The following is a 12,413-nucleotide window of genomic DNA, read 5'->3' as shown; positions in this document are numbered from 1 at the left end:
TGGTGTCAGTCACTGGCTATTTTCCTTCAGGGCATACGACGGAAACTGGCAAGCCGTGCGGCGGTCTAGATGTCGAGGAACCGGACGTCCTTCGCGTTGCGCTGGATGAACGAACGGCGCTGCTCGACGTCCTCACCCATCAGGACCGTGAAGATCTCGTCGGCCTGTGCGGCGTCGTCGATGGTCACCTGCAGCAGGATCCTGTTGTCCGGATCCATCGTCGTGCTCCACAGGTCCTTGGCGTCCATCTCACCCAGTCCCTTGTAGCGCTGGATGGGATTGTTGTTCTCCTTCGGCAGCTTCTTGCCGTCATCTCGACCGGCCGCCAGGAGGGCGTCGCGTTCGCGGTCGGTGTAGGCCAACTCGTGCGGCGCGTTGGTCCACCGGATCCGGTAGAGCGGCGGTTGAGCCAGGTAGACGTGCCCGGCTTCGATCAGGGGCTTCATGAACCGGAAGAGAAGCGTCAGTAGCAAGGTCGTGATGTGCTGGCCGTCGACGTCGGCGTCGGCCATCAGCACGATCTTGTGGTAGCGCAGCTTCTCCAGATCGAAGTCCTCGGAGATGCCGGTGCCGAGCGCGGCGATGATCGCCTGCACCTCGTTGTTCTGCAGGACGCGGTCGATGCGCGCCTTCTCGACGTTCAGGATCTTGCCGCGAATCGGCAGGATGGCCTGGATCCTCGGATCGCGCCCGCCCTTGGCCGATCCGCCCGCCGAGTCACCCTCGACGACGAAGACCTCACACTCCGAGGGAACTGTCGATTGGCAGTCGGCCAACTTGCCCGGCAGGCCACCACCGCCGAGAATTCCCTTGCGGCGCGTAAGGTCGCGAGCCCTTCGGGCAGCGAGCCTGGCCGTCGCCGCGGCGATGCCCTTGCGGACCACGTCCTTACCCTCGCCGGGATTCTTCTCGAACCATTCCTGCAGCCGCTCGTAGACGACCTTCTGGACGAACCGCTTCGCCTCGGTGTTGCCGAGCTTGGTTTTGGTCTGGCCCTCGAACTGCGGCTCCTCGAGCTTCACCGACACGATCGCGGTCAGCCCCTCGCGGACGTCGTCACCCGACAGCCGGTCCTCGGGCTTCTTGATCATGCCGCTGTCCTCGCCGAACCTGTTGACGACGTTGGTCAAGGCCGATCGGAAGCCCTCTTCGTGGGCGCCGCCCTCACGGGTGTTGATCGTGTTGGCGAACGTGTGCACCGACTCGGTATAGGACAGGTTCCACTGCATCGCGACATCGAGCGCCAGGTGCGCGTTGTTGTCCTCAGCCTCGAACGAGATCACGCTGCGGTGCGCGGCGTCCTTGCTCGTGTTGAGGTGGTTGACGTAATCGATCAGCCCACCGTCGTAGCGGTACGTGACTTCGCGCGGCTGGCCGTCGGGCGTCAGCTCGACGCGCTCGTCGCGGATCGAGATCGTCAGGCCCTTGTTGAGGAACGCCATCTCGCGGAACCGCGTGGTCAGCGTCTCGTACGAGTACGTGGTGGTCTCGAAGATGTCCTCGCTGGCCCAGAACGTGATCGTCGTGCCAGTCCGCTCGGACGCCTCGTGCTGCTCGAGCGGAGCGCGCGGTACGCCGAGGTCGTACACCTGCGTCCAGCGGTAGCCGGCGTTCCACACCTCGACCTCGAGCCGGCTCGAGAGCGCGTTGACGACCGAGCTGCCGACGCCGTGCAGACCGCCGGAGACCTTGTAGCCGCCGCCGCCGAACTTGCCGCCCGCGTGCAGCTGGGTCAGGACGAGCTGGACGGCGGACACGCCCTCGGCGGGGTGGATGCCGGTGGGGATACCGCGGCCGTTGTCGACGACGCGGACGCCGTGGTCGGCGAGCAGCGTGACCTCGATCCGGTCGCAGTGGCCGGCGAGCGCCTCGTCCACCGCGTTGTCCACGATCTCGGTGACCAGCTGGTGGAGGCCGCGCTCACCGGTGGAGCCGATGTACATGCCCGGGCGTTTCCGGACCGCGTCCAGACCCTCGAGAACGGTGATCGCGGAGGCGTCGTACTCGAACTCCGCCACGGACTCCGCCACGGACTCGTCCACCGACTCTTCGGTGGGCACGTCCGCTGGCTCTTCCGTAGGCTGGGGATGTCCGTTCTGCTGCGCGTCCGGCTGGTCCGGCTGCTGGTCATCGGCAGTCGTCACGTGGGATTGACCTCCTGCTTCCACGAGGACACATCTGGACACACGTAGATCGCTCCGTGGGTGGTGTCTGGCGCCCGACGGAACGTGGCGCCCCACACGCGGAGCGACCCTTGTAGCGGTCTCCAGTGTACCTGGTCCGGCGGCTCAATCCCCCTCCGGGAGGGCCCCTGTGGGCAATCTGAGCGTCGCAGCAGCCGCGGATGTACCCCCCTTCATACGCCGGACCCGTTCAGGCGACGAGCGGGCCGTCTAGCCGTTCGCGGTCGCCCGCCCGGCGATGGCGGAGATCCCGGCGATATCCGACAGACGCGGCCGGGGGTTTGAACGGCGCGAAACTCGTGGGTAAGGGCCATCGCAACGAAGACGGTGGAAAGAGGGATGAGATGGGCCCGACCCGGAGAACATCACCCAAGACCGAACGACCGGGCACGCCCGGTCAACGTGTGGCCGAGGCGGTGACCGGCGTGTCGGCGTCGCCTGCGGGACGGCGGGCGCGGGTCGACTGGGTGGTGTTCGGGGTCGCGGCGGGCATCACGCTCGTGTTCGTGGTGTGGGGCATGATCTCCACCAAGTCGCTCGGCTCGATCTCCTCGACCGCGCTGGAGTGGGTCAAGCACAACGTCGGGTGGGCGTTCGTGCTCGCGGCGTCGGGCTTCGTCATCTACACCCTGTGGCTCGCGTTCGGTCGGTTCGGCCGCATCCCCCTGGGCCGCGACGACGAGCAGCCGGAGTTCCGCACGATCTCGTGGGTGGCGATGATGTTCAGCGCCGGCATGGGGATCGGGCTGATGTTCTTCGGCGTCGCCGAGCCGCTCAGTCACTTCACCGAACCACCGCCGGGAACGTCCGCGGCGGGTACGCCGGCGGCGGTGGACACCGCGATGGCAACGACGTTGTTCCACTGGACACTGCATCCATGGGCGATCTACGCGGTCGTCGGGTTGGCGCTCGCGTACGGAACGTTCCGCAAGGGCCGCAAGCAGCTGTTCAGCTCCGCGTTCGCTCCACTGTTGGGCGAGAAGCGGGCGAACGGCCCAGCAGGCAAGGTGATCGACATCCTCGCGATCTTCGCGACGCTGTTCGGCTCGGCCACGTCGCTCGGCCTCGGCGCGTTGCAGATCGGACGTGGCATGCACGAGGTCGGCTGGGTCGGCCAGTTCGGTAGCGGGCTGCTCGTCGCCGTGATCGCGGTGCTCACGTGCGCGTTCGTCGCCTCCGCGGTGTCCGGCATCGCGAAGGGCATCCAGTGGCTGTCGAACATCAACATGGTGCTCGCCGTCACCCTCGCGGTGTTCGTGTTCGTCGTCGGTCCGACGATCTTTCTGCTCAACCTCCTGCCGTCCGCGGTCGGCGACTACTTCCGGGACCTCGCCGCGATGGCCGCGCGCACCGAGGCGACCGGCGGCGACGCGATGGCGGAGTGGATGGCGGGCTGGACGGTCTTCTACTGGGCCTGGTGGATCTCGTGGACGCCGTTCGTCGGCCTGTTCATCGCGCGGATCAGCCGCGGCCGGACGATCCGGCAGTTCGTGGTCGGCGTGCTGCTCGTGCCGAGCCTGGTTTCCCTGCTGTGGTTCGTGATCTTCGGTGGTACGGCGATCGACCTGCAGCGCGGAGGCACGGACCTGGCGGGAGCGAGTACGCAGGAGGGCCAGCTGTTTGGACTGCTGGAGAACTTCCCGCTCGGCGCGGTGATGAGCGTGCTCGTGATGGTGCTCGTCGCGATCTTCTTCGTCTCCGGCGCGGACGCGGCGTCGATCGTGATGGGCACGTTGTCGCAGCGCGGGTCGATGATGCCGAGCAAGTGGGTGATCATCTTCTGGGGTGTGCTGACCGGAGCGGTCGCGGCGATCATGCTGCTGGTCGGTCACGGCGGAAACGAGGCGTTGACCGGGTTACAGAACTTCACGATCCTCGCGGGCTTCCCGTTCATGCTCGTGATGATCGGGTTGTGCGTCTCGCTGGCGCGCGATCTCAGCCAGGACCCGCTGATGCGGCGCGAGGAGAAGTGCACGGAGGTCGTCGAGGAGGCGGTCATGGCCGGCGAACGTGACTATGACGGCGACTTCAAGCTCGAGGTCAAGTCGACCAACGGCAACGGCGGCAAGCCGTCTGAGCCGACTCAACCGTAGCCCGCAAGAGCGTCGGCGGCGTCGTTGCTATCTCGGCTCCGCTTTGCATCGGCGACGCCCCATCCCAGAGCCCAAGCCGGGCCGGATACGTGGGCGTCGCCGGTGCCATCCGCCGAGATGGCGACGACTAGGGCCGCCGACCGGTGCGGGCTCATCCATACGTGTCGCGGGGGCCTCGTCCGTCGCGGACGGAACGGGGCCCCTTGCGCCAGCTCGGGCCGGTGGGTCCGACCACGATCACCCGGCGAACGGTGTCGTCGCCAAGCTCCTGGTTCAGCCGCTGCACGAGCGTCGGCGCGAGCAGCCGGACCTGGGTCGCCCAGGCGGTCGAGTCGGCGCGCACGGTGAGCTCGGCGTCGGCGTACCGCTCGGCCTTGCAGTGCGCCGCGACCTCCGGCCCGACGATGTGGTCCCAGCGCGCGATCGCGCCGGCGACGGCGACGTTCGTGGACCAGCCGTGCTCGGCGACCAGGCGGTCCATCGTCGCGTCGAGTACCTGCGGGTCGCGGTCGTCCGGGCTGGGGCCGGACACGATCGGCTCGTCGCCGTACCTGCGTCGCCCACCTGCCGAGGTCGACGGGCGCGGTCGGTTGCGGCGCGGCCTTCCCTTGCCCAGCGTGCCAAACGTCGCCACGACGGCACGCGCCAGCTCCAGGCCGGACGGGTTCCACTCCGGGTCGGCGGGCTTCTCCACCGGCTGCTCGAGCTCGTCGTCAGACACCGCGCACCTCCCCTTCGCTCACGTCGAACCGCGCACCGGCCAGCTGCTCGGGAACGTCGGCCGGCACGGCCGCGGTCACGAGCACCTGCTCGGCGCCCGAGACCAAGGTTGCCAGTCGGCTCCGACGTTGGGTGTCCAACTCCGCGAACACGTCGTCCAGAACGAGCACCGGCTCGCCGCCGTCCGCGCCGAGCAGGTCATACGCGGCGAGCCTCAACGCGAGCGCGTACGACCACGACTCGCCGTGGCTCGCGTACCCCTTCGCCGGGAACGGGCCGAGGTTCAGTACGAGGTCGTCACGGTGCGGGCCGATGAGGGAGACGCCGCGCTGCAGCTCGTCGGCGCGGCGTTCGACCACGGCGGCGAGGATCGCCTCGGCCAACACCGCGGGCGTCGGATCGTCGATCGGCAGCGCGGACTTGTAGTCGACCCGCGCTTCCTCCTGCCCGGGCGAGACGTTCGCGTACGCCTTCGCGACCAACGGCCGCAGCTCGGCGAGCGTCCGCAGCCGCGCCGAGAGCAGCTCCGACCCGATCCGTGCGAGGTGGGAGTCCCAGGTGTCGAGCGTACGAAGCGCACCCTCGCTCGACGAGCCGCCGCGGCGTGCGGGACCGGCGGTCTTCAGCAACGTGTTGCGCTGCCGCAGTACCCGGTCGTAGTCCGACCGGACGCCGGCGAGCCGCGGCGCGCGCTGGGTGATGAGGTCGTCGATGAACCGCCGCCGCGTGTCGGGATCGCCCTTGACCAGCGCGAGGTCCTCCGGCGCGAACAGCACTGTGCGCAGGATCCCGAGCACCTCGCGCGGCCGCGAGACCGGCGAACGGTTCAGTCGAGCTCGATTCGCCTTACCTGGCGTGATTTCCAGCTCGATCAGTGCGTGCCGGTTGTCACGTACGACATCGCCGCGTATGACCGCGCGCTCCGCGCCGAGGCGGACGAGCGGCGCGTCGGTCGCGACGCGATGCGAGCCGAGTGAGGCGAGGTAGCCGATCGCCTCGACCAGGTTGGTCTTTCCCTGGCCGTTCGGTCCGACGAACGCGGTGACCCCGGCCTCGAGCGGCAGCTCGACGGAGGGGTAGTTGCGGAAGTCGGCCAGCGACAGGTGCGCGACGTACACGCTGTTACGGGGCTTCGGTGTCGGGCCGCGCTTTGCTCGACTCCGGCTGCACGGCATGGCCGCCGAACTGGTTGCGCATCGCGGCGATCGCCTTCATCGCGGGCGAATCGTCTTGCCTGGAAGCGAATCTGGCGAACAGAGCGGCCGCGATCGCCGGCATCGGTACGGCGTTGTCGATCGCCGCCTCGACCGTCCACCGGCCCTCGCCGGAGTCGTCGGCGTAGCCCTTGATCGCCTCGAGGTGCTCGCCGTCCTGCTCCAGCGCGTTGACCAGGAGGTCGAGCAGCCAGGAACGGATGACCGTTCCCTCGCGCCACGAACGGAACACGTCGGTGACGTTGTCGACGATGTCGGTCGCCTCGAGCAGCTCGTAGCCCTCGGCGTAGGACTGCATGATCCCGTACTCGATGCCGTTGTGGACCATCTTCGCGAAGTGGCCGGCGCCGACCTTGCCGGCGTGCACGAAGCCGAACTCGCCCTCGGGCTTGAGCGCGTCGAACGCGGGCTGCACCTTCGCGACGTGCTCGGCGTCGCCGCCGCACATCAGCGCGTAGCCGTTCTCCTTGCCCCAGACGCCACCGGAGACGCCGCAGTCGACGAAGCCGATGCCCTTGTGCTGGAGCCATTCCGCGTGGTTCTGGTCGTCAGTCCAGCGCGAGTTGCCGCCGTCGACGATCACGTCGTCCTCCTGCAGCAGCTCGGCGAGCTCGCCGATCACCATGCGGGTGATGTCGCCGGCCGGCACCATGACCCAGACGACACGCGGCGCGGGGAGCTGGTCGACGAGCTCCTTGAGGCTGGCGACGTCGGTCACCTCGGCGTTGCGGTCGTACCCGACAACGGTGTGGCCCTTCTCGCGCAGCCGTTCGCGCATGTTGCCACCCATCTTGCCGAGGCCGACAAGACCGATCTCCATCCCCGACACCTTCCTGCGCGCGGACTGCTGAACGGCCCCAGCCTAGGGTGTGCCGCTGGAATCCCAAGCGGTCAGGATGCGCAGGGCCGCTTCGGACGGCGAGCCGGGCTCGGCTGTGTACGTCACCAGCAGCTGGTCGGGGTCGTCGCTCAGCCGCAGCGTCTCGTAGTCGACCGTGAGCTCGCCGACGAGAGGGTGGCGCAGGTGGTACGTCCCGTGCGACTTGTCCCGGACCGTACGACTGGCCCACAGCTGCCGGAACGCGTCGCTCTTCATCGACAGCTCGCCGATCAGCTCGGCCAGCTGTGGATCGTCGGGGTGCCGGCCGGCGTCCATGCGGAGGAAGCCGACGACGTCGCGGGACTTGCGCTTGAAGTCCGGGTACAGGCTGGCGACCGACTCGTCGAGGAAGAACAACCGCGCCATGTTCCGTTCCTTCGGCGGCAGCGCACCGAAGTCGGTGACCAGCGCGGCCATCGAGCGGTTCCAGGTGAGCACGTCGCAGCGCCGACCGAGGACGAACGAGGGCGCGTCGATCGCGTTCACCATCCGGCGGAACGAGTCGCGGACCCGCTGCGGACGAGCCGCCGGACGGCGACTGCGAACGGGGCGGGCGAGATCGTGCAGGTGGCGGAGCTCGTTGTCGTCGAGCCGCAGCGCCTGCGCGATCGCGTCGAGGATGGCGTCGGACGCGTTCAGCGCGCGGCCCTGCTCGAGCCGTACGTAGTAGTCCGCGCTGACGCCGGCGAGCTGGGCCAGCTCCTCGCGCCTGAGTCCCGGCACGCGACGGCGTCCCGCGTGCCGGATCCCGAGTTCGTCCGGTCGCAACAGCGCTCGCCGCGAACGGAGGAACTCGCCGAGCTCGGTGTGCTGGTTCACGATTCCCATTCTGCTGCGCACCGCCACCGCGAGCCTGGTCCCAGCAGACCTAGGAAGGCCCGAACGCTGGTTGGCCGCCGTTCGCGCTTCGACGATGACCTCGTGAAACGACAACGAATCCTTCGCCTGTTCGCCACCCTGCTGCTCGCCTGCGCGCTGGTGAGCACCTTCCCCGCGGCGGGTGCCTCAGCGACCCCCGCGCCGCGGGTCATCCACGCCTCGGCTCCCTCGCTGCACCCGGAGGGCGTGGCCTGGGACCCGACCCGGCACGCGTTCCTGGTCAGCTCCGTACGCCACGGCACGGTCTCGATCGTCGGCCTCGACGGGAAGGTGCGCCCGTTCCTCGCGCATCCCGCGATGCCGTCGACGTTCGGGCTCCACGTCGACGTACGCCGGCACCGGGTGCTGGTCACGTACGGCGACATCGGGTTGAGCGCTCGCTCCACGCCCGACACCATCGGCCACGTCTCCGGGCTCGCCGTGTTCGACCTCCACACCGGTCGGCTCGAACGACTCGTCGACCTCGCTACGACGCCCGGACGGCACGCGGCGAACGACCTCACCGTCGACCGGGCCGGAAACGCCTTTGTCAGCGACGTTTTCGCGCCCGAGCTCTACAAGGTCACAGCCGCCGGCCATGCCAGGGTGCTGGTCCGGGACGACCGGTTCGCCTCGACGGGCTTCGGCATGAACGGCATCGTCTGGCACCCGCGCGGCTACCTGCTGTCCGTGCGGTACGACAGCGGCACGCTGTTCCGGATCGACCTGCGCAACGCCCGCGTGAGCGAGGTCCGGCTGAACGAGCCGCTGGTCGGCGGCGACGGGATGCTGCTGCGCACCGACGGAACGCTCGACGTGGTGACGAACACGCTCGGCGGCTCGGGGATCGACGCCGTCCGCCGGGTTCGGGCCGTACCGGGCTGGTCCGCGGCTCGGGTTGCCGCGACGAACCCGATGCCGGAGCCGCAGACGACGATGACCGACAGCCCGTTCGGCTTGTTCAGCCTGGCCGGCCGGCTCGACGTTCTGCAGGCCGGTCAGACGACGGACACGTTCGTGCTGCGTCAGCCCTGGAGGCGGACCGGCATCAGCAGGTAGCGGTAGTCGAGGTTGGCCTCGGCGTCGATCGCGGGCGCACCGGTCAGGACGGCGGGGCGGTTGGCCTGGGTGAACGCCAGCTGCGCGACCGGGGTGTCGATCACGCCGAGGCCGTCGAGCAGGTACTGGGGGTTGAAGCCGATCGTCAGGCCTTCGCCCTCGATCTGCGCCTGCAACGACTCCGAGGCCTGCGCCTCGTCGCTGCTGCCCGCCTCGAGCCGGGCTTCGGAATCGCCGAGCGTGAGCCGGATCGGCGTGTTGCGTTCGGCGACGAGCGCGACGCGCTTGAGCGTCTCGACGAACGGCGCCGTCTCGATGCGCGCGATCGTCTGCTGCTCGGGCGGGAACAGCGTGCGGTATTTGGGGAACTCGCCGTCGAGCAGGCGGGTCGTCGTACGTCGCATGCCGCCGCCGGTCTGGCCGGCGAAGCCCACGAGGCCCTCGCCGCCGCCGGAGCCCGGGGTGGCGAGCGCGATCGTGACCTCCGAACCGGAGGTGAACGACTTCGCGGTGTCGGCGAGCACGCGGGCCGGGACGAGCGCGGTGGCGGAGACGTCCGGGCGCTCGGGCGACCAGCTGAGCTCGCGGACCGCGAGGCGGTAGCGGTCGGTGGCGGCGAGCGTGACCGAGGAGCCTTCGATCTCGATCCGTACGCCGGTGAGCACAGGAAGCATGTCGTCGCGGCCGGCGGCGATCGCGACCTGGGCGACCGCGGCGGCGAGAACGTCGCCCTTGACCGTGCCGGACGCCGTCGGCATCTCGGGCAGGTCGGGGTACTCGTCGACCGGAAGGGTCTGGATCGTGAAGCGCGCACTGCGGCAGGTGACGACGACCTTGCCGCCGTCGGCCTCGATGTCGACCGGCTGGGCCGGGAGGCTGCGGCTGATGTCGGCGAGCAGCCGGCCGGAGACGAGCACGCTGCCCTCGACCGCGATCTCGGCGGGGAGGCTGACGCGGGCCGAGGTCTCGTAGTCGAACCCGGACAGCACGAGCTCGCCGTCCTTCGCGTTCAGCAGCAGCCCGGCGAGCACAGGCACGGACGGTCGGGTGGGGAGGCTTCGCGCCACCCACGCCACGGCGTCGGCGAGGACGTCACGGTCGAGACGGAACTTCACCGCTCATCGCCTCCTCCAGGGTTTCTCCGCACGATCCGTGCGTTGCCACGAGTGAGCTGCCTCATCGAGGCCAGGGGCATGCCGCGTGGACACACGGCTCGACGGAGGCATGACGCTACACCGGCCAGGACGCGAAGGGACTGCTGGGGGTCGAAGCGGATGACAAGTTCTTGTCGTTCGACGCGAAGGTGTGACGACCAGAGCACGGGCGGTAGCCACAGGTTGTCCCCAGGGTCGGGGCGTGTGGACTTTCGTGAGCTTGTCATTCGGATAGATAGGTTGGAAGTCGTCTTCACTGCGGTGGATGGTGTGGACAACTTCGTGTCGTCGCAGGTCAGTGCGGATTTGGGGCCTGAAATGCCTGTGGGCGACGGTGTGAACGAATGACAAGAACTCGGGTCGACCAGGGGACAGTCGTTCGTCGTCCACGGAGGTTCCACAGTTCTTCCCACGCTCGACGGGAGAGATCCACAGGGTTGTCCCCAGCTGTGAGGGAGATGCCCCATCAGCGGAGAAAACAGTTAAATTCGGACATAACCGACGGCTTCGACGCTCGTTGACTACTGCCCACCACGCGCCTGCTGCTTGATCCGGTTGGTCAGCTCGGTCACCTGGTTGTAGACGCTGCGACGCTCGGCCATCAGCTGCCGGATCTTCCGGTCGGCGTGCATGACGGTCGTGTGGTCGCGGCCGCCGAACTGCTGGCCGATCTTTGGCAGCGACAGGTCGGTGAGCTCGCGGCACAGGTACATCGCGATCTGCCGAGCGGTCACCAGGACCCGGCTCCGGCTCGACCCGCACAGGTCGTCGAGTGACAGCCCGAAGTACGCCGAGGTCTGCGCCATGATCTGCGCCGCGGTGATCTCGGGCTCGCCGCCGGTGGGGATCAGGTCCTTGAGCACGATCTCGGCGAGCGCCAGGTCGACGGCCTGCCGGTTGAGACTGGCGAACGCGGTGACGCGGATCAGCGCACCTTCGAGCTCGCGGATGTTCGTCTGGATCTTGCTCGCGATGAACTCGAGTACCTCGGGCGGCGCGGACAGCCGTTCCTGCACGGCCTTCTTGCGCAGGATCGCGATCCGGGTCTCGAGGTCGGGCGGCTGGATGTCGGTGATCAGGCCCCACTCGAACCGGTTGCGGAGCCGGTCCTCCAGCGTCTCCAGGCGCTTCGGCGGCCGGTCGGAGGAGATCACGATCTGCTTGTTCGCGTTGTGGAGCGCGTTGAACGTGTGGAAGAACTCTTCCTGCGTACGTTCCTTGTTCTCCAAGAACTGGATGTCGTCCACCAGCAGCACGTCGACGTCGCGGTAGCGGCGCTGGAACGTCGCCGCCTTGTCGTCGCGGATCGAGTTGATGAAGTCGTTGGTGAACTCCTCCGACGACACGTACCGGATCCGCGCGTTCGCGTAGAGGTTGCGCACGTAGTGGCCGATCGCGTGCAGCAGGTGGGTCTTGCCGAGGCCGGACTCGCCGTAGATCAGCAGCGGGTTGTACGCCTTGCCGGGTGCCTCGGAGACCGCGACCGCCGCGGCGTGCGCGAACCGGTTGGACGAGCCGATCACGAACGTGTCGAACGTGTACTTGGGGTTGAGCCGCGGCGGCTCGCTCTCGCGGCGGCGCTCGGCGGCGGAGAGCGGCGCGAACGCCTCGTCCGGCGGACCTGGGTGCGCGAGGCCGGACCGGTGCGACTCGTCCAGGTCGAGAACGGGGGCCACCTGGTCGGCGCGGGGCAGGTCGCCGAGCGGCGGCTCGGTGTGCTGGGCCTCACCGTTCGCGGTCATCGGCCCGTTCGACGACGACGCCGGCGGCGCGGCCGGGGGCTCGTCGTTCAGCGTGAGGGAGGCGTCCACCGTCACCGCGAGCCGGATCGACTGACCGAGCACGTTCGACAGCGCGTCCTCCAGCCGGGGCCGGAGCTTGGTCTCGAGCTGGGTACGGGTGAAGTCGTCGCGCACCGCGATGATCGCGGTGTTGCCGTGCAGCGTGACGGGACGGCTCTGGTCGAGCCAGACGCGCTGGGTCTGTGGCAGTTCCTGGTCGAGCGTGTCCAGGACGTTTGCCCAGGTCGCCCCCAGGTCATTGGCGTCCGCGACCACGACTGACTCCCGTCTGCGACCGGGGAGAGGGGTTCGAGCTCCTCGGTCGCGTGTTGCTTGTTGCGTTTGAGTAACCGGTCCGTCCGTCTCCGCGACGGCTTCCACAGATGCTTCCACAGGCTGTGTACAGCGCCTGTGGAAGGCCGGGGGAAGACGCGCCGGCCGGACCGCGAGGCGATCCGGCCGGTCGGCCAA

General features: G+C 68.6%; 9 protein-coding genes. 2 read left to right on the top strand and 7 right to left on the bottom strand.

Translation table 11 applies throughout. From position 1 onward, the window contains the following. Window positions 1–65: 65 nt before the first annotated feature. Entirely contained in the window at window positions 66–2,144 is a 2,079-nt protein-coding gene (gyrB, locus tag JOD67_RS05135) for a DNA topoisomerase (ATP-hydrolyzing) subunit B (RefSeq protein ID WP_372442320.1), read from the bottom strand. Window positions 2,145–2,587: 443 nt separating this feature from the next. On the opposite strand from gyrB, the gene JOD67_RS05130 reads away from it, so the two are divergent. Further along, window positions 2,588–4,276, top strand: coding sequence for a BCCT family transporter (locus tag JOD67_RS05130; protein ID WP_307782284.1), 1,689 nt, complete (start codon window positions 2,588–2,590; stop codon window positions 4,274–4,276). A 151-nt stretch (window positions 4,277–4,427) separates the two neighbouring features. Here JOD67_RS05130 and JOD67_RS05125 read toward each other — a convergent pair whose 3' ends face one another. From JOD67_RS05125 to JOD67_RS05110, 4 genes are read right to left on the bottom strand one after another with little or no spacing between them, the layout of a single operon-like run. Then, window positions 4,428–4,997, bottom strand: a complete 570-nt coding sequence (locus tag JOD67_RS05125) for a DciA family protein (protein WP_307782283.1) — start codon at window positions 4,995–4,997, stop codon at window positions 4,428–4,430. Then, complete coding sequence (gene recF / locus JOD67_RS05120; RefSeq protein WP_205115752.1) at window positions 4,990–6,114, bottom strand: DNA replication/repair protein RecF; 1,125 nt, start codon at window positions 6,112–6,114, stop codon at window positions 4,990–4,992. The genes JOD67_RS05125 and recF overlap by 8 nt, the downstream gene beginning before the upstream one ends. Before the next feature lie 4 nt (window positions 6,115–6,118). Further along, a complete protein-coding gene (gene gnd, locus JOD67_RS05115) occupies window positions 6,119–7,039 on the bottom strand; it encodes a phosphogluconate dehydrogenase (NAD(+)-dependent, decarboxylating) (protein WP_307782282.1) in 921 nt (306 codons plus the stop codon). 33 nt (window positions 7,040–7,072) lie between these two features. Next, entirely contained in the window at window positions 7,073–7,909 is an 837-nt protein-coding gene (locus JOD67_RS05110; RefSeq protein WP_307782281.1) for a helix-turn-helix transcriptional regulator, read from the bottom strand. A gap of 102 nt (window positions 7,910–8,011) precedes the next feature. Here JOD67_RS05110 and JOD67_RS05105 point away from each other — a divergent pair, with 102 nt between their 5' ends. After that, window positions 8,012–9,007, top strand: a complete 996-nt coding sequence (locus JOD67_RS05105; protein ID WP_205115748.1) for an SMP-30/gluconolactonase/LRE family protein — start codon at window positions 8,012–8,014, stop codon at window positions 9,005–9,007. Here JOD67_RS05105 and dnaN read toward each other — a convergent pair. Next, window positions 8,974–10,122, bottom strand: a complete 1,149-nt coding sequence (gene dnaN, locus JOD67_RS05100) for a DNA polymerase III subunit beta (protein ID WP_205115746.1) — start codon at window positions 10,120–10,122, stop codon at window positions 8,974–8,976. The genes JOD67_RS05105 and dnaN overlap by 34 nt on opposite strands. A gap of 560 nt (window positions 10,123–10,682) precedes the next feature. Then, on the bottom strand, window positions 10,683–12,218 hold the full coding sequence (gene dnaA / locus JOD67_RS05095; RefSeq protein WP_372442319.1) for a chromosomal replication initiator protein DnaA: 1,536 nt from the start codon (window positions 12,216–12,218) through the stop codon (window positions 10,683–10,685). Window positions 12,219–12,413: the final 195 nt, after the last annotated feature.

The organism is Tenggerimyces flavus, assembly GCF_016907715.1.
Lineage (GTDB): Bacteria > Actinomycetota > Actinomycetes > Propionibacteriales > Actinopolymorphaceae > Tenggerimyces > Tenggerimyces flavus.
Note: the sequence above shows the minus strand (reverse complement) of the source record. Positions and strands in the feature narration are given on the sequence as shown.